The organism is Streptomyces sp. NPDC005878, from assembly GCF_040629815.1.
Classification (GTDB): domain Bacteria; phylum Actinomycetota; class Actinomycetes; order Streptomycetales; family Streptomycetaceae; genus Streptomyces.
In genome coordinates, this window is the sequence record NZ_JBEXWK010000033.1 from 55,110 (window position 1) to 70,537 (window position 15,428).

Sequence of the window (15,428 nt, forward strand, 5' to 3'; positions counted from 1 at the left end):
TCGCGGGTCAGTCGAGAATGAAGCTCTCCAGGTACGACGGGTTGGCCCGGTCCAGCATCGAGCGCGACCTCGCCCTGATCTGGCGGTCGCTGTGCTCGCTCTGCGGGAGCATCCAGAAGCGGTCGGCGCGGATGCCGTCGACGACCGTTCCGGCGACCTCCTCGACGGGGGTGAACGCGATCTCGTGCCCGGCCTCCCGCATCGCCGCCTCCCACTGGCCGAGGCTGCGGTAGGGCGCCCTGCGCGGGCGCTCCTTGGCGTACCGGGCGGGCCGGTTGCGGTGCGACTCCCACAGGCCGGTGCGCAGCATGTGGGGTCCGGGGAAGAGCACGGACGCGCCCACGCGCGCGTGCTCGGCCCTCAGATGCGCGTACAGCGACTCGGTCATGGTGACGACGGCGGCCTTGGTGACCGCGTACACGGAGGCGGTCGGCAGCGGCGCGATCCCCCCGTCGGCGGAGGAGGTGTTGACGACGTGGCCGGGCTCGCCGGACGCGATCATGCGGGGGACGAACGCCTGGATGCCGTGGAAGACGCCCCACACGTTGACCGCGAAGGCCCACTTCCAGTCGTTGACCTCGTGCTCCCACATCCGGCCCTCGGCGCCCGAGCCGACGCCCGCGTTGTTGCACAGGACGTGGACGGCGCCGAACGTGTCGTACGCCGCGTCCGCGAGCTCCCGCACGGACGCGCGCTCGGAGACGTCGACCACGCGCGCGTGGACCCGCGCGCCCTCCTCGCGCAGCTCCGCGGCCGCCTTCTCCAGGGCCGCCTCCTCGACGTCCGCGAGGACCACGCGCAGCCCCTCGGCCGCGAACCGGCGGGCGAGGGCCAGCCCGATCCCGCTCGCCGCGCCGGTGACGACGGCGACCTGCCCCTCGGCGAGGCGCATCACACGCTCCCCGCGGGCGGCCCGTCGAGGATCTGCGCCGGGTCGTCGTAGCGCTGGTGGATGTACGGCAACAGGTCGCGCGCGCTGACCCGTGTCGCCACCCGGCCGCGCTGGTCGGTGGTCTTCTCCCCGATCGTGATCTCCACGACGCGGTGCACGGGCAGGTCCGCCACGGGGTCGTACATGGACTCGCGCAGCACCACGTCGCCGGTGATCCGCTCCAGCTTGCGGACCTTCTCGTGGCGTACGCAGTGCACCAGCACCGGGTCCGCGTCGAAGCCCTCGCCGTCCACGGCCGGCAGGAACTTGAAATAGAAGTCGACCTTCTCGGCGGGCTCCGGCAGCGGCAGGGTCCGGTCGACGGCGCCGCGCACCTCCACGAAGGCGATGCCGTGCCGGGCGAGCGCGGCCCGCACGACGAGTCCGTCCCGTTCGACGGTGACCTCGCCGAGCTTCTTGGGTTCGCCGAACACCTCGCGTCCGCCGGTCAGGGCCCGCTCGTGGGTCATCGGCATCACCAGCGGATACCAGCCGGGCTGCCCGTCGTGCACGGCGGAGACCGCCACCGAGCCCGCGCCCAGCGGGTAGCCGGGCAGGTCGACCCGGCTGATGTTGGCCCGTACGAGTGAATCCCCGGCGGGCTTGAGCGGCGGTGGCAGCACGGCCGCCACCGCGTCGGGATCGCTCTCCCAGACGGCCACCACCCCGGTGGACCAGATGTCGGGGAGACGTGAGCTCGCGGTGCGCGCGGCCCGGATCTCGTCCTCGGTCCGCGCGCCGTACCGTACACGTGCCATGGCGTACCACCCTTCCTGGGTCGTGCCTCGCCGTGCGGTCCCCCGGGTCTGTAACACAGTTACACCGAGCCCGATGAAGGGTAAAGAGCCGTGCGGGCACCGGAGTTGGGAGGCGCGGGCCATGACGCGTACGTCTCTGAGCCGTGAGGAGATCCTGGCGGCCGCCGGGTCCCTGGTCAGACAGCACGGCCCGGCCGCCCTGACCATGCGCAAGCTGGCGGCGGAGCTGGGCACGGCGGTCACCTCGATCTACTGGCACGTCGGCAACCGCGAGTCGCTGCTCGACGCGCTCGTGGAGCGGACCGTGCGGGAGCTGGGCGAGATCCGGCCGCGCGGGCGCACCCCGGCCGCCCGGATCGTCTCGGTCGCCACGGCGCTGCGCCGGGAGCTGCGCGCGCGCCCGCACCTGATCGCGATGGTCCACGAACGCGGCCTGACCGACCGGATGTTCCTGCCCGCCCAGCAGGCCCTGGTCCACGAGGTGCACACGGCGGGGCTGCGCGGGAGCGCGGCCGCGCGGCTGGTGCGGGCCGTCCAGTTCCAGGTCGTCGGCCACGTCCTGGTCGAGCGCTACCGCGAACGCGCCCCCGCCCAGCACCCCGGCGAGGACGAGCTGTGGCACACCGCGCCCGCCGGGCACGACCCGGAGCTCGCCCGCGCGCTGGCCCGGCCGCCGGACGCGGAGCGGCTGTTCGCGGTGTCGGTGCGGGCCCTCGTGGACGGCCTGCTCGCACAGCGGCGTTGACGGGCGCCGGTCGGACTGTCAGTGCGGCCCCGTATTCTCTGTGACCATGCTCGACGACCGTACGACAGCAGCAGCGACGTGGCCGGCCGCCTACCCGCAGGGGTACGCGGTCGTCGACGTGGAGACCACCGGCCTCGCCCGCGACGACCGGATAGTCTCTGCTGCCGTCTACCGCCTGGACGCCCAGGGCAACGTCGAGGACCACTGGTACACGCTGGTGAACCCCGAGCGCGATCCCGGCCCGGTGTGGATCCACGGTCTGACCACCGACGTCCTGGCGGGCGCGCCGCTCTTCCCGGACATCGCCGGGGAGTTCGCCGAGCGCCTGGACGGGCGGGTCCTGGTCGCGCACAACGCGATCTTCGACTGGCAGATGATCGCGCGGGAGTACGCACGGGCGAAGAGCGCGGCGCCGGTGCGCCAGCGGCTGTGCACCATCGCGCTCTCCAAGGAGCTCGCCCTGCCGCTGCCCAACCACAAACTGGAGTCGCTGGCCGCGCACTACGGAGTGGTGCAGCAGCGCGCGCACCACGCCCTGGACGACGCGCGCGTGCTGGCCGAGGCGTTCCGCCCGAGCCTGCACCAGGCGGTGCGGGTGGGGGCGCGGCTGCCGCTGCTCGAATGCCGCCCGCTCACCGAGTGGTCGGACGGGCCCGCCACCCCGCGCATCGGCTACCAGGCGACGGGGCCGTACGGACGGAGTTCGAGCTGGCGCCCCGCGCGCAAGCGCCCGGCGTGTCCGTACCCCAACCCCGGGCGTTACGAAGCGGACAAACCGCTCAAGCAGGGCATGCGGGTGGCGTTCTCCGGTGACACCTCCATCGACCGCGACCTCCTGGAGGACCGCGCGGTCGAGGCCGGGCTGCACGTGGCGAGCAGCGTCTCGCGCCTCACCAGCCTGCTGGTCACCAACGACCCGGACTCGGCGACCTCCAAGACCGTGAAGGCGAAGGCGTTCGGCACCCCGGTCATCGACGAGGCGGCCTTCACCCAGCTGCTGCGGGACGTGGCTCCGGCAGACGGGTGACCGCGTGGCGTGCCGCCCGGTGTTCCGGCGCGGCACGCTCCACCCTGTGGCGCATGGCACGTTGCGAGGTCTGCGGGAACGACTACGGGATGTCCTTCGAGGTGCACGCGCAGGGCGCGGTGCACGTCTTCGACTGCTTCTCGTGCGCCATCCACCGCATGGCGCCCATCTGCGAACACTGCCGGGTCCAGATCATCGGCCAGGGCGTCGAGGTCGAGGGGCACTGGTACTGCGGCGGGCACTGCGCCCGAGCGGAGGGCCAGGTGGGCATCGTCGACAAGGTCTGACCCGCGTACCCCGACCCCCGTGAGAACACCCCGCGCCGGAGTTGTACCGTCGTGGGGTGTACCGCTTCCTGTTGTCCCGGCAGTGGGTGCTCGTCACCCTCCTCGCCCTCGTTCTCATCCCCACGATGATCGAGCTGGGCTTCTGGCAGCTGCACCGCCACCAGCACCGCGTGGCCCAGAACGGCGTCATCGCGGCCAATCTGAAGGCCGAGCCGGTCCCGGTGACCGCGCTCACCTCCCCCGGTCACACCGTCCCGCACGCCCAGTACTGGCGCCGGGTCACCGCCACCGGCACCTACGACACCGCCCACGAGGTCGTGGTGCGCCGCCGCACCGCCGCCGACGGACGGGTCGGCTACCACGTCCTCACCCCGTTCGTCCTCGACGCCGGGCCCACCGTGCTGATCAACCGCGGCTGGGTGGCGGACAACGGCAGCCAGACGGAGTTCCCCCGCATTCCGGCCCCGCCCCGGGGCGAGGTCACCGTCACCGGACGGCTGATGGCCGACCAGACGACCGCGGCCAGCGGCATCAAGGACGTCAAGGGCCTGCCGCCCCGCCAGGTGATGCTGATCAGCAGCGCCCAGCAGCAGAAGACGCTCGGCCGCCCGGTCCTGGGCGGCTACATCGAGCAGACCGCGCCCGAGCCCCCCGGCGACTCCCCCGAGCTGATCCCGGCCCCGGACCACTCCTCCATCGGGCCCCACATGGCGTACGCCGTCCAGTGGTGGCTGTTCACCGCCGGGGTCCCGGTCGGCTGGGTGATCCTGGTGCGCCGCGAGAAGCGCGACCGGGCCGAGGCCGCGGCGAAGGGCGACACGGCCGCGCCGGCGCCCGCGGCCGCCTGACCGGCGCGCCCTCGCGCCCCCGTCCGCGCCGGTCGGGAGCGTCCGGCCGTACGGAGTGACGCACCTGTCTGATTGACAATTCCACCGGGCGGGAACACGCCAGAGCGTGACGCGACGCATCCAACGCATCGAGGACTACGCCCTCATCGGCGACCTCCAGACCGCCGCCCTCGTCGGCCGGGACGGCTCCATCGACTGGCTGTGCCTGCCGCGCTTCGACTCCGCGGCCTGTTTCGCGGCGCTGCTGGGCGACGACGACAACGGCCACTGGCGGATCGCCCCGGCGGGTGCCGGGGACTGCACGCGCCGCGCCTACCTCGACGACTCGCTCGTCCTGGAGTCCGTCTGGGAGACCCGCGGCGGGACCGTACGCGTCCTCGACTTCATGCCGCAGCGCGACACCGCGCCCGACGTCGTCCGGATCGTCGAGGGCATCAGCGGCAGCGTGGAGATGAGCTCCGTGCTGCGGCTGCGCTTCGACTACGGCCGGGTGGTGCCCTGGGTGCGCCGCGCCGACGGCCACCGGGTCGCGGTCGCCGGCCCCGACTCGGTCTGGCTGCGCACCGACCCCGAGGTCAAGACGTGGGGGCAGCAGCTCAGCACCCGCTCGTCGTTCACCGTCGACGCCGGCGAGAAGGTCGCGATGGTGCTGACCTGGCACCCCTCGCACGAACCGCGCCCGTCGATAATCGATCCGTACGAAGCGCTGGAGCAGAGCCTGGAGGACTGGCGCGCCTGGGCCGGCAAGTGCCGCGACTGCGGCCCCTACCGGGACGCCGTCGTCCGCTCCCTGATCACCCTCAAGGCCCTCACCTACGCACCGACCGGCGGCATCGTCGCCGCCCCCACCACCTCCCTCCCCGAGGAGATCGGGGGCGTGCGCAACTGGGACTACCGCTACTGCTGGCTGCGCGACTCGACGCTGACGCTGGACGCGCTGGTCTCGGCGGGCTACCTCGACGAGGCGGCGGCCTGGCGCGACTGGCTGCTGCGGGCGGTCGCGGGCGACCCGGCCGACCTCCAGATCATGTACGGCCTCGGCGGCGAGCGGCGGCTGCCGGAGCTCGAACTGCCCTGGCTCAAGGGCCATCTGGACTCCGCCCCGGTCCGGATCGGCAACGCCGCCGTCAAACAGCTCCAGCTCGACGTGTACGGGGAGGTCATCGACTCCCTCCATCTGGCCCGCACCTCCGGCATGGCCGCCAAGCGGCACACCTGGAACGTCGAGCTCAGCCTGCTCGGGTTCCTGGAGGCGCGCTGGCGCGAGCCGGACGAGGGGCTGTGGGAGGTGCGCGGGGAGCGCCGCCACTTCGTCCACTCCAAGGTGATGGCGTGGGTCGCCGCGGACCGCGCGGTCAAGGCCCTGGAGTCCGACCCGTCCCGGCGCGGGGACGCGGAGCGCTGGCGGCGCATGCGGGACGAGGTGCACCGGGAGGTGTGCGAGAAGGGCTTCGACGCCGAGCGGAACACCTTCACCCAGTCGTACGGGTCCACCGAGCTGGACGCGGCCACCCTGCTCATCCCCCGGGTCGGCTTCCTGCCCGGCGACGACCCGCGGGTGATCGGGACGGTCGACGCGGTCCGCGCCGAGCTGGGCCACGACGGCTTCGTACGCCGCTACTCCACCGAGGGCGCCACGGTCGACGGGCTGCCCGGTGACGAGGGCACCTTCCTGGTCTGCTCGTTCTGGCTCGCCGACGCGCTGCGGCTGACCGGCCGCGAGAAGGAGGCGCGGGAGCTGTTCGACCGGCTCCTCGGGCTCCGCAACGACGTCGGGCTCCTCGCCGAGGAGTACGACCCGGTGGCCGGCCGGCAGCTGGGCAACTTCCCGCAGGCCTTCAGCCACATCGGACTGGTGGCGACCGCGATGGGGCTGGAGGCAGGATAGGCGCATGGATCTTGGACTGAAGGACCGCGTCTACGTCGTCACCGGCGCCTCCCGGGGGCTGGGCCTCGCCGCCGCGCGGGCGCTCACGGCCGACGGCGCGAAGACGGTGGTCAGCGGACGCGACGAGAAGGCGGTGACCGCGGCGGCCGGGGAGCTGGGCGAGAACGCGCTGGGCGTGGCCGTCGACAACGCCGACCCCGCCGCCGCCTCCCGGCTGATCGCCACCGCCCGCGAACGGTTCGGCCGCTTCGACGGCGTACTGATCAGCGTCGGCGGGCCGCCGCCCGGCTTCGTCGCCGACAACACCGACGAGCAGTGGCGGTCGGCCTTCGAGTCGGTGTTCCTGGGCGCGGTACGGATGGCGCGCACCGCGGCGGAGGAGCTGGACGAGGGCGGGGTGATCGGCTTCGTCCTGTCGGCCTCGGTCCACGAGCCCATCCCCGGCCTGACCGTCTCCAACGGCCTGCGCCCGGGCCTCGCGGGCTTCGCCAAGTCCCTCGCGGACGAACTGGGCCCGCGCGGCATCCGCGTGGTCGGCCTGCTCCCGTCCCGCATCGACACCGACCGGGTGCGCCAGCTGGACGCCCTCTCCGGCGACGCGGAGGCCGCCCGCACGGCCAACGAGTCCCGCATCCCCCTGCGCCGCTACGGCACCCCCGAGGAGTTCGGCCGCACGGCCGCGTTCCTGCTCTCACCGGCCGCCTCGTACCTGACGGGACTGATGCTGCCGGTGGACGGCGGCGCCCGACACGGTTTCTGAGCCCGGCGGAACGGCAGGCGCCCGCCCCGGGAGGGGGTAGGAACGCCCCATGGAGGAACCGGAGTTCACGTCCCGGTACGACGAGGCGCTGGCCGACTCGGCGGACATCCTCGCCATGGCCGAGGCGCTGGCCGCCGCACGGCCCGGCACCTACCTGCCGGACCTCGCCGAGGCGCTCGCCGGTCACGCCGCACTGCTGGCCCACGCCGGCCGGTACGCGGAGGCGCTCGGGCCCGTCGAGCGGTCGGTGGCCGTCCGGCGCGAGCTGGCGGCCGCGGGCCCCGGCGCCCACCGCGAACCGCTGGCCGGGGCGCTCGGCGCGCTCGCCGCGGTGCTGGGCGCGCTGGAGCGGTACGCGCCCGCCCGGGAGGCCGCCGAGGAGAGCGTCGAGCTGTACACCCGGCTGGCCCGGGAGGACCCCCTTGCCCATCGGCCCGCTCTGGCGGCCGGGTTGAGCGCTCTCGCCGTGCTCCTCGACGCGCTGGGCGAGCGGCGCGCCGCCCGGCGGGTGTCGAGGCGGGCCGGGCGGGTCCGCGGCAGGCTGGACCGGGACCGCGGCGGTCCGCTCCGGGCCGGGGTCAGGTCACCCGGTGGGCGCGGTGTTTGACCGCGCGCATACGGACCTCGGCCGGGAGGGCCGCGAGGCCCGCCGAGTCGCGGGCGTGGGCCAGGGACTCCGCGGTGAGGCGGGAGAGGGCGTCGGCGGGGGCCGCGTGGGGTTCCAGGAGCAGGGCCACACGGGCGGCGGGCGTGGTGCGGCGGCCGTGCAGGGTCGCCCGGGCACGGGCCACCCCCGGCAGCGCCTCCGCCTCGCCCGCCAGCACCGTCTCCAGGGCGCGGCCGCGCAGCAGCGCGCCCTCACCGTCGCCCGAGTCCACCAGGACCTCGGCCAGCCGCGCCCGGCGCAGCTGGGCGAGCAGCCACCACAGGGTGAGCAGGACGAGCACGGCGAGCGCGGCGATCACCGTCGGCCACCACCAGCCGTGGTCGTGCCAGCGTTCGCGGCGGGCCCGGCTGAGCAGGACGTCGCCGGTGTCCGTCCACGGCCACCACGACGGCACCGACAGACCGGCCCCGGCCGCGAGGACCGCGCCTCCCACCGCCGTCAGGGCCAGCCCGGCGAGGCCGGTCAGTACCCGGTTCACGGTCCTGAGCATGGGTCACCTCTTCCTGGCGGCACGGCCCACCCGCACGGAGAGCCCGGGCTGTCCGGCCAGCCCGAGCTCCTTGATGGCCGCGCCGAGCGCGGCGTCCAGATCGGCCCGTACGTCGTCGAGCTCGCGGAAGTGCGAGACGGCCCGTACGGCGACCTTGGCGCGGCCCGTCCTGACCCGCACCGACTGCACACCCGGGACCTCCATGGCCCGGTCCCGCAGCACCAGCGCGGCGGCGGAACGGTCGAGCCCGGCGCGTACCGAGGCCGAGGTGCGGCGCATCGGCAGCACGTCCCGCAGCCCGGGCGTCACCGCCAGCACGACCAGCCAGAGCCCGAGGGCCACGGCGACGCCTGCGCCGATGAGCACCACCACGTCGTCCACGCTGTGCCGGGCCAGCCAGTGCGCGAGCTCGCGGCGCCAGCGCATCGCGGGGCGGTCCGCGCGTACGGCCGCGACGTCGTACAGCAGTAGCCCGGACGCGGCCAGGACGACCAGGGCCACCAGGGCCGCGGGGATCCGCCGCGCGGACCAGAAGCGCCCGGCCCGGCGGCCCCCGCCCTCGTCCTCACCCTCGGCGAGGACGGGTACGGGGTCGTAGGCGGCGGACGAGTGCGACTGGTCGAGCCCGTTGTCTCCGACGCCCGCCCCGGGGGTCTTCTCCATGACGACGGGCAGCGGCCGGGTGGCACCGTCCTCGCCGCCGTACGCGTCGTCGCGCTCCGGCCGGCCGGTCCCGCTCATGTGATCCTCCCCCGGTCCGCCGCACCGGTGTGCGCCGCGTGCAGCCGCTCGATCTGCACCGCCACCTCGGGCACCTCCATGCCCGCCAACGCCCTTACCCGCTCGGCCACGCGCCGACGCACCGCGCCGCACTGGGCGCCGAGGTCGGAGGGGTAGCCGAGTTCCAGGCTGACCCGGACCCGGGCCACCTCCTGGTGGACCGTCACCGCCGCGTGGGGCGCGTTGCCGCCCTCAGGGGGCGCGCCCAGCGCCTCGCGCGCCGCCTGTGCGGCGATCTTCGCGACCACCCGGTCGGCGATCCGCGTCGCCCCGCGCCCGGCGGGCGCGACACGACCCGGAGTGGTGACACGCGCGGGCGCGCCGGAGCCGGAGGAGCCCGGCGACGCCGTCGACGACACCGTCATCGGAGCGCGTCACCTCAGCCGGTCGCCGCGGTCCCGGGGACGGAAGAAGTCCCCGGGTTCGAGATCGCCCTCCAAGAACCTGCCCACCACGAACCCGATCGCGCCCAACGCCGCGACCAGCAGGAACGCCCCGAATCCGCCGAAGTATCCGGCGAAGCCGAGCGCCATGCCGGCCACCAGTCCGATCACCGCCATGCTCATTCTGAGCTCCTCAGTCGCTCCTCGTCGGGGGCCGGGCCGCACCGGGGCCTCACTGGAGCCGCGGCTCCGGCTCGTCCTCTTCCTCGTCCGGCAGTTTCACGTCACTCACCGCGATGTTGACCTCGACGACCTCGAGCCCGGTCATCCGCTCGACGGCCGCGATCACGTTCTCCCGTACGGCACGGGCCACATCCGAGATCGACACGCCGTAATCGACGACGATCTCGATGTCGAGCGCCGTCTGGACCTCGCCGACCTCGGCCTTCACCCCGCGCGCCACCGCGGCCTTGCCGCCGCCGGGTACCCGGTCGCGCACCGCGCCGAACGTACGGGACAGTCCGCTGCCCATCGCGTGCACACCCACGACCTCGCGGGCCGCCATCCCGGCGATCTTCTCCACCACGCCGTCGGCGATGGTGGTGCGTCCGCGCGTGCCGGGGTCGCCGCCGCCGCGCCGGGCGGGGGAGTTCTTTCTGGTCCCGCCGATCCCGCCCTCGGACTCCCGGTCGCCCGGGCCGGACGGTTCGGGGCGGCTGCTTCCCATGGTGTCGCTCATGGCGTTCATCCCTTTCGGCTTTCCCCCTCCCCTCAGGTGCCCACACTAAGCGCGGTTGCCCCGTCTCGCGCCCGGGATGCGGCAGGGTGGAGCAATGACGCCAGACGCATGGAGCACGGAGGTACGCCGCCGACTCGCCCTGGGCAGGCTGCTGCCTCTCGGGGACGCGGCGGACGGCGCGTGGATCACGGAACGGGCGGCCGGGGCGGTGCTGCGGGCGGCCTGCGCGCCGGTGCCGGGCCTGGCCGTGGCGTCCCTGCGCCTGTCCCTGGCGGACCCGGCGGCGGCCGGGATCCCGGTGGTCGCGCCACCCCCCAGCGGGCTGCCGCCCGGTGAGCTGCGGGCGGTGCTGGAGGTGGCGGTCTGGGGCGCGGAACGTCCCCGGACGGAGGAGGTACGGGAGGCGGTCCTGGACGCCTCGCACGCCCGCCTGGGCCTGCGCGTCTCCCGGGTCGACATCCGGGTGGCGACCCTGCTGGACGCCCCGGCGGATCCCGCTCCCCCGATTCCCCCACCCGAGGTACACCCGTCCCCCGACCCCGCGCTGCGGGCGGTGCCCGGGGTGGCGGGGGTGACGTCGGAGCTGCCGGGCTCGCTGGGGGGCGGGGACGGTCCGGGGTGGGTCGAGGTGGTGGTCGCGGCGGGGTACCGGGCGGTGGATGTGGTGCGCGGGGTTCGTGGGGTGGTGGGGGGTGGGGTGCTGGTGACATGGGTGGGGTGAGGTGCGGCGTTACCGGTCCCCCACCCCGCCCCTTCCCGAAAGCCCTCGGCCAGGCGGCTGCTTCGTCGCCGTCCGCCCCCGAGTGGGGCCTGATCGCGCAGTTCCCCGCACCCCTGGGGGTGCGGTGTGTTGCGCATCGTCGGAGTGCCGGGGGCCGGAGGTCCCTTCAAGGGCCCGAGGAACTGCGCGTCCAGCCCCCACGGGCCCGCAGACCAAAGGGATTCGGGGGCCGAAGGCCCATCCAGGGGCGCGGGGAACTGCGCGACCAGCCCCCACCGGCCCGCAGACCGAAGGGATTCGGGGCGCAGCCCCGAGCGGGGCCCGGGGGGAGCCCACGGCAGCGCGCCGACCATCCCGGCCCACCCCCGGAGGGTTCCCCACCCCCGGAGGGTCCCCCACCCCAAAGAATTACTCCCCCACCCCCGCCAGATCCCGCAGACGCCTCCCCTGAGCCCCCCGCTCAGCCACCCGCTGCTCCTCGTACGACCGCCCGGCCACCCCCCGCAGCAACGCCTTCGTCTCGATCACCGCATCCCGCGGCGCCGCGACGAGCGCGGCCGTCAAGTCCCGTACCGCCGCGTCCAGTTCGGCCACCGGCACCGCGAGGTTCGCCAGCCCGATCCGCTCCGACTCCTCCGCTCCGACGAAGCGGCCGGTCACACAGATCTCCAGGGCGCGGGCGTAGCCCACCAGGCCCACGAGGGGGTGGGTGCCGGTCAGGTCCGGCACCAGGCCCAGGCTGGTCTCGCGCATGGCGAACTGCACGTCGTCCGCGACGACGCGCAGGTCACAGGCGAGCGCGAGCTGGAAGCCCGCCCCGATCGCATGCCCCTGGACCGCCGCGACCGACACGATGTCGTTGCGGCGCCACCAGGTGAACGCCTCCTGGTATTCGGCGATGACCCCGTCCAGCTCCTCGTCGGAGCCGCGCGCGAGGTCGAGGAAGGAGGGCTCGCCGTCGAAGCCCTCGGGAGTGAAGGCCTGACGGTCGAGCCCGGCGGAGAAGGACTTGCCCTCTCCCCGCAGGACGACGACCCGGACGGTGCCGGGCAATTCCTGACCGGCCGCCGCCAACGCCCGCCACAGAGCGGGAGACTGGGCGTTGCGCTTGTCCGGATTGGTCAGGGTCACCGTGGCGACAGCGTCGTCGACGGTGAGCCGGACGCCGTCCTTGTCGAGTACGGGGTCGGGCGAAGCCATGGGGCGCCTCCGGGTCGGGTGCGGTCAAAATAAGTGACTGCACAGTAACCACCCGGTCGACCGCGCGGCCGACCGGGTGGCAACCCGACCCGACGGGCCCCGGAGCCGTGTCCCGAGGGACCGCTCCCGGACCCGCCCGGGCCCCGGTCAGGCCGAGGCGGTCTTCTTGCCGCGTGTCGCTCCGCCGCGTCCGCGCAGTACCACCCCGGACTCGCTGAGCATCCGGTGGACGAATCCGTAGGAGCGGCCGGTCTCTTCGGCCAACGCCCGGATGCTCGCACCGGAGTCGTACTTCTTCTTCAGGTCTGCCGCGAGCTTGTCGCGCGCGGCGCCGGTCACCCGGCTGCCCTTCTTCAGAGTCTCGGCCACCCGTGCCTCCTCATGGGAAGTGCGCTCTGGACTTCTCATGATCACCCCTCCCGGGCTTCCTGGCCACCCATTCGGCAAGGTCGGTGCAAGCGGGTTTCGGCGCAGGACGGTGCGAGACAGGGCCGGAAGAAAGAATTCCGCTCGGCCGCGGAACCACCCCGGATCCCAGCGGGCCAAGAACCCGCTGGTCAGAGGTGTGCTCGGGGTCACACTCCGGAATCGGTCCGTCCCGTACGCACCGGATCTTGATCCCGTGCATGACACGCCGGGGTACGAGACGCACTCACTCAGATTGAGGATCACGCGTGAGCCGAATGATCCATATGGAGTGGATCAGTCGCCCAGCGTCACGCCAGGGCGACCAGATCCGCGTAGTCCGGACCCCACAGGTCCTCGACCCCGTCGGGCAGCAGAATGATGCGCTCGGGCTGTAGAGCCTCGACCGCGCCCTCGTCGTGCGTCACTAGAACGACCGCGCCCTTGTACGTACGCAGCGCGCCCAGGATCTCCTCGCGGCTGGCCGGGTCCAGGTTGTTGGTCGGCTCGTCGAGGAGCAGGACATTGGCGGACGAGACCACCAGCGTGGCCAGGGCCAGCCGGGTCTTCTCGCCGCCGGAGAGCACGCCCGCGGGCTTGTCCACGTCGTCGCCGGAGAACAGGAACGAGCCCAGCGTCTTGCGGACCTCGACCAGGTCGAGGTCGGGGGCGGAGGAGCGCATGTTCTCCAGGACCGTGCGGTCCGGGTCGAGCGTCTCGTGCTCCTGGGCGTAGTACCCCAGCTTGAGGCCGTGACCCGGCGTGACCTGGCCGGTGTCGGCCTTCTCGGCACCCGCGAGCAGCCGCAGCAGGGTCGTCTTGCCGGCGCCGTTGAGACCGAGGATGACGACCCTGGACCCCTTGTCGATGGCCAGGTCGACGTCGGTGAAGATCTCCAGCGAGCCGTACGACTTGGACAGGCCCTCGGCGGTCAGCGGGGTCTTGCCGCAGGGCGCCGGGTCGGGGAAGCGCAGCTTGGCGACCTTGTCGGAGACGCGGACCGCGTCCAGGCCCGAGAGCAGCCGCTCGGCGCGCTTGGCCATGTTCTGCGCGGCCACCGTCTTGGTCGCCTTGGCGCGCATCTTGTCGGCCTGGGAGTTGAGGGCGGCGGCCTTCTTCTCGGCGTTCTGGCGCTCGCGCTTGCGGCGCTTCTCGTCGGCCTCGCGCTGCTGCTGGTAGAGCTTCCAGCCCATGTTGTAGACGTCGATCTGGGAGCGGTTGGCGTCCAGGTAGAACACCTTGTTGACGACCGTCTCGACCAGGTCCACATCGTGGGAGATCACGATGAAGCCGCCCCGGTAGGACTTGAGGTAGTCGCGCAGCCAGACGATGGAGTCGGCGTCGAGGTGGTTGGTCGGCTCGTCGAGGAGCAGGGTGTCGGCGTCCGAGAACAGGATGCGGGCGAGTTCGACACGGCGGCGCTGACCGCCGGAGAGGGTGTGCAGCGGCTGGCCGAGCACCCGGTCGGGCAGGCCGAGCGCGGCGGCGATGGTGGCGGCCTCGGCCTCAGCGGCGTACCCGCCCCGGGTGAGGAACTCCGTCTCCAGGCGCTCGTACTTCTTCATCGCCTTCTCGCGCGTGGCGCCCTTGCCGTTCGCCATGCGCTCCTCGTTCTCGCGCATCTTGCGCAGCACCTCGTCGAGGCCGCGCGCGGAGAGCACGCGGTCGCGCGCGAGGACGTCGAGGTCGCCGGTACGGGGGTCCTGCGGCAGATAGCCGACCTCACCGGAGCGGGTGATGGTGCCGGCGGCCGGGATGCCCTCACCGGCGAGGCACTTGGTGAGGGTGGTCTTGCCGGCTCCGTTGCGGCCGACGAGGCCGATGCGGTCGCCCTTGGCGACGCGGAAGGAAGCGTTCTCGATGAGGATGCGGGCGCCGGCGCGCAGCTCGATGCCGGTGGCGGTGATCACGGAAATACTCCAGGGCGGTATGGACGGCGGGGTGGACGGGGGTCGAAGGAGTGTCGACGCCGTCTAATGCACAAGGAGAATTGCCATGGGCCAATTCTAGCGGGGGCGTGCAACTGCTTTTACGTGCGGTGATCCCTTGGGCAAGGTCGTCCGCGGGGCCCGGCGGCGGCCCTCCCCGAACGCCGTCACACGCCCCGTGCGGCGCCCACGCGCGCGGGGAGCTCGTTGCCCAGCGGGGTGCGGCCGGGCGCGACGGGTCCGAGGGTGTCGACCGCCACCAGCTCCTGGGTCCACACGTCCCGGTCGGCGCAGGGCTGGGCGAGGATCAGCACGCCCGCCACGCGCGCGACGCGGCCCGGGTCGAAGGCGCACCCCGGCCGGGCGGGCAGCGTCCAGCGCAGGTCCCCGTCGGCGGTGCGGTACGCGGCGACGCGCTCGGGGGTGACGACGGCCAGCATCCCGTCACCCCGGGGGGCCGGGGCGAACTGCTGGAGGACGCCCGCGGCCCGGCCGGGGCGCCCGGCGAGCCAGCCCGCGAGGCCGGGGACGGCCCGGTGCCAGCGGACGGCTCCGGCGGAGAGCACGCGCGCGGTGTCGGTGACCATGCCGTCGCTCCACAGGGCGAAGGCGTGCCCGGGCGCGCCGCGCACCGCGAGCGGACGGCGTCCCTCGCGGCGGTAGGTCCAGCTGCGCGCCCCGCTCCTGGGGTCGTACGCCTCGACGGCCGCGCCCCGCACCCGTACCGCGGGGCGGGCCGGCGCGGCGGCGGGCAGCACGGTGAGGCGGTCGCCGTAAGGGGCGGGCCGGGCCTGCTGGGCGGCGGTGACGAGGGGGAGGGCCAGTACGGCGGCGACGGCGGCCAGCGCGAGACGGTTCCGGTCCATGAGGC

Annotated in this window: 19 protein-coding genes; 8 read left to right on the forward strand and 11 right to left on the reverse strand. The window is 73.7% G+C overall.

The genetic code is table 11. The features are described from left to right. Positions 1 to 7: 7 nt before the first annotated feature. Positions 8 to 892 carry an SDR family NAD(P)-dependent oxidoreductase gene (locus tag ABZ404_RS33270; RefSeq protein ID WP_358831973.1) on the reverse strand — a complete coding sequence of 295 codons (885 nt, stop codon included), beginning with the start codon at positions 890 to 892 and terminating at the stop codon, positions 8 to 10. Further along, positions 892 to 1,689, reverse strand: a complete 798-nt coding sequence (locus ABZ404_RS33275; RefSeq protein WP_358831974.1) for an acetoacetate decarboxylase family protein — start codon at positions 1,687 to 1,689, stop codon at positions 892 to 894. The genes ABZ404_RS33270 and ABZ404_RS33275 overlap by 1 nt, the downstream gene beginning before the upstream one ends. A 121-nt stretch (positions 1,690 to 1,810) precedes the next feature. On the opposite strand from ABZ404_RS33275, the gene ABZ404_RS33280 reads away from it, so the two are divergent. The 7 genes from ABZ404_RS33280 (at position 1,811) to ABZ404_RS33310 (ending at position 7,851) form a co-directional block, all read left to right on the forward strand. Further along, positions 1,811 to 2,434: a TetR family transcriptional regulator gene (locus ABZ404_RS33280; RefSeq protein ID WP_358831975.1), complete on the forward strand. Its 624-nt coding sequence runs from the start codon at positions 1,811 to 1,813 to the stop codon at positions 2,432 to 2,434. Between the two features lie 40 nt (positions 2,435 to 2,474). After that, positions 2,475 to 3,461, forward strand: a complete 987-nt coding sequence (locus tag ABZ404_RS33285; RefSeq protein ID WP_358831976.1) for a DEDDh family exonuclease — start codon at positions 2,475 to 2,477, stop codon at positions 3,459 to 3,461. Positions 3,462 to 3,514: 53 nt separating this feature from the next. Further along, positions 3,515 to 3,748 (forward strand): hypothetical protein, encoded by a 234-nt coding sequence (locus ABZ404_RS33290; protein ID WP_266991763.1) that lies wholly within the window; start codon positions 3,515 to 3,517, stop codon positions 3,746 to 3,748. Between the two features lie 56 nt (positions 3,749 to 3,804). After that, positions 3,805 to 4,596 carry an SURF1 family protein gene (locus ABZ404_RS33295; RefSeq protein ID WP_358831977.1) on the forward strand — a complete coding sequence of 264 codons (792 nt, stop codon included), beginning with the start codon at positions 3,805 to 3,807 and terminating at the stop codon, positions 4,594 to 4,596. Positions 4,597 to 4,702: 106 nt separating this feature from the next. After that, the gene (locus ABZ404_RS33300) at positions 4,703 to 6,484 is read left to right on the forward strand and encodes a glycoside hydrolase family 15 protein (RefSeq protein ID WP_358831978.1); all 1,782 of its coding nucleotides are present in this window, start codon (positions 4,703 to 4,705) and stop codon (positions 6,482 to 6,484) included. 4 nt (positions 6,485 to 6,488) lie between these two features. Then, complete coding sequence (locus ABZ404_RS33305) at positions 6,489 to 7,244, forward strand: SDR family oxidoreductase (RefSeq protein WP_358831979.1); 756 nt, start codon at positions 6,489 to 6,491, stop codon at positions 7,242 to 7,244. A 49-nt stretch (positions 7,245 to 7,293) separates the two neighbouring features. After that, the gene (locus tag ABZ404_RS33310; RefSeq protein WP_358831980.1) at positions 7,294 to 7,851 is read left to right on the forward strand and encodes a tetratricopeptide repeat protein; all 558 of its coding nucleotides are present in this window, start codon (positions 7,294 to 7,296) and stop codon (positions 7,849 to 7,851) included. On the opposite strand, the gene amaP is transcribed toward ABZ404_RS33310, so the two are convergent. The 5 genes from amaP to ABZ404_RS33335 all read right to left on the reverse strand — a co-directional run bounded on the left by amaP (position 7,823) and on the right by ABZ404_RS33335 (position 10,303). Then, the gene (gene amaP, locus ABZ404_RS33315) at positions 7,823 to 8,401 is read right to left on the reverse strand and encodes an alkaline shock response membrane anchor protein AmaP (RefSeq protein ID WP_358831981.1); all 579 of its coding nucleotides are present in this window, start codon (positions 8,399 to 8,401) and stop codon (positions 7,823 to 7,825) included. The genes ABZ404_RS33310 and amaP overlap by 29 nt on opposite strands. A gap of 3 nt (positions 8,402 to 8,404) precedes the next feature. Further along, positions 8,405 to 9,064 carry a DUF6286 domain-containing protein gene (locus ABZ404_RS33320; protein ID WP_358831999.1) on the reverse strand — a complete coding sequence of 220 codons (660 nt, stop codon included), beginning with the start codon at positions 9,062 to 9,064 and terminating at the stop codon, positions 8,405 to 8,407. Positions 9,065 to 9,138: 74 nt separating this feature from the next. Beyond that, positions 9,139 to 9,546: a hypothetical protein gene (locus ABZ404_RS33325; protein WP_358831982.1), complete on the reverse strand. Its 408-nt coding sequence runs from the start codon at positions 9,544 to 9,546 to the stop codon at positions 9,139 to 9,141. Between the two features lie 9 nt (positions 9,547 to 9,555). Continuing rightward, complete coding sequence (locus tag ABZ404_RS33330; protein ID WP_358831983.1) at positions 9,556 to 9,747, reverse strand: hypothetical protein; 192 nt, start codon at positions 9,745 to 9,747, stop codon at positions 9,556 to 9,558. Between the two features lie 49 nt (positions 9,748 to 9,796). Further along, on the reverse strand, positions 9,797 to 10,303 hold the full coding sequence (locus tag ABZ404_RS33335; RefSeq protein ID WP_358831984.1) for an Asp23/Gls24 family envelope stress response protein: 507 nt from the start codon (positions 10,301 to 10,303) through the stop codon (positions 9,797 to 9,799). A 94-nt stretch (positions 10,304 to 10,397) separates the two neighbouring features. On the opposite strand from ABZ404_RS33335, the gene ABZ404_RS33340 reads away from it, so the two are divergent. Further along, complete coding sequence (locus tag ABZ404_RS33340) at positions 10,398 to 11,024, forward strand: hypothetical protein (protein ID WP_358831985.1); 627 nt, start codon at positions 10,398 to 10,400, stop codon at positions 11,022 to 11,024. A 408-nt stretch (positions 11,025 to 11,432) separates the two neighbouring features. Here ABZ404_RS33340 and ABZ404_RS33345 read toward each other — a convergent pair whose 3' ends face one another. The 4 genes from ABZ404_RS33345 to ABZ404_RS33360 form a co-directional block, all read right to left on the reverse strand. Next, positions 11,433 to 12,224 (reverse strand): enoyl-CoA hydratase/isomerase family protein, encoded by a 792-nt coding sequence (locus ABZ404_RS33345; protein ID WP_358831986.1) that lies wholly within the window; start codon positions 12,222 to 12,224, stop codon positions 11,433 to 11,435. Between the two features lie 147 nt (positions 12,225 to 12,371). Then, entirely contained in the window at positions 12,372 to 12,593 is a 222-nt protein-coding gene (locus ABZ404_RS33350) for a helix-turn-helix domain-containing protein (protein WP_067157635.1), read from the reverse strand. A gap of 347 nt (positions 12,594 to 12,940) precedes the next feature. Beyond that, positions 12,941 to 14,539, reverse strand: a complete 1,599-nt coding sequence (locus tag ABZ404_RS33355) for an ABC-F family ATP-binding cassette domain-containing protein (RefSeq protein WP_358831987.1) — start codon at positions 14,537 to 14,539, stop codon at positions 12,941 to 12,943. A gap of 185 nt (positions 14,540 to 14,724) precedes the next feature. Then, on the reverse strand, positions 14,725 to 15,423 hold the full coding sequence (locus ABZ404_RS33360; RefSeq protein WP_358831988.1) for a hypothetical protein: 699 nt from the start codon (positions 15,421 to 15,423) through the stop codon (positions 14,725 to 14,727). Between the last annotated feature and the right edge of the window lie 5 nt (positions 15,424 to 15,428).

Excerpts from the sequence above, each read along its gene's own strand:
- ABZ404_RS33360 (WP_358831988.1), bottom strand. The coding sequence starts at position 15,423 with ATGGACCGGAACCGTCTCGCGCTGGCCGCCGTCGCCGCCGTACTGGCC.
- ABZ404_RS33270 (WP_358831973.1), bottom strand. The coding sequence starts at position 892 with ATGCGCCTCGCCGAGGGGCAGGTCGCCGTCGTCACCGGCGCGGCGAGC.
- ABZ404_RS33325 (WP_358831982.1), bottom strand. The coding sequence starts at position 9,546 with ATGACGGTGTCGTCGACGGCGTCGCCGGGCTCCTCCGGCTCCGGCGCG.
- ABZ404_RS33335 (WP_358831984.1), bottom strand. The coding sequence starts at position 10,303 with ATGAGCGACACCATGGGAAGCAGCCGCCCCGAACCGTCCGGCCCGGGC.
- ABZ404_RS33280 (WP_358831975.1), top strand. The coding sequence starts at position 1,811 with ATGACGCGTACGTCTCTGAGCCGTGAGGAGATCCTGGCGGCCGCCGGG.
- ABZ404_RS33345 (WP_358831986.1), bottom strand. The coding sequence starts at position 12,224 with ATGGCTTCGCCCGACCCCGTACTCGACAAGGACGGCGTCCGGCTCACC.
- amaP (WP_358831981.1), bottom strand. The coding sequence starts at position 8,401 with ATGCTCAGGACCGTGAACCGGGTACTGACCGGCCTCGCCGGGCTGGCC.
- ABZ404_RS33275 (WP_358831974.1), bottom strand. The coding sequence starts at position 1,689 with ATGGCACGTGTACGGTACGGCGCGCGGACCGAGGACGAGATCCGGGCC.
- ABZ404_RS33320 (WP_358831999.1), bottom strand. The coding sequence starts at position 9,064 with ATGGAGAAGACCCCCGGGGCGGGCGTCGGAGACAACGGGCTCGACCAG.
- ABZ404_RS33290 (WP_266991763.1), top strand. The coding sequence starts at position 3,515 with ATGGCACGTTGCGAGGTCTGCGGGAACGACTACGGGATGTCCTTCGAG.
- ABZ404_RS33330 (WP_358831983.1), bottom strand. The coding sequence starts at position 9,747 with ATGAGCATGGCGGTGATCGGACTGGTGGCCGGCATGGCGCTCGGCTTC.
- ABZ404_RS33310 (WP_358831980.1), top strand. The coding sequence starts at position 7,294 with ATGGAGGAACCGGAGTTCACGTCCCGGTACGACGAGGCGCTGGCCGAC.
- ABZ404_RS33340 (WP_358831985.1), top strand. The coding sequence starts at position 10,398 with ATGACGCCAGACGCATGGAGCACGGAGGTACGCCGCCGACTCGCCCTG.
- ABZ404_RS33305 (WP_358831979.1), top strand. The coding sequence starts at position 6,489 with ATGGATCTTGGACTGAAGGACCGCGTCTACGTCGTCACCGGCGCCTCC.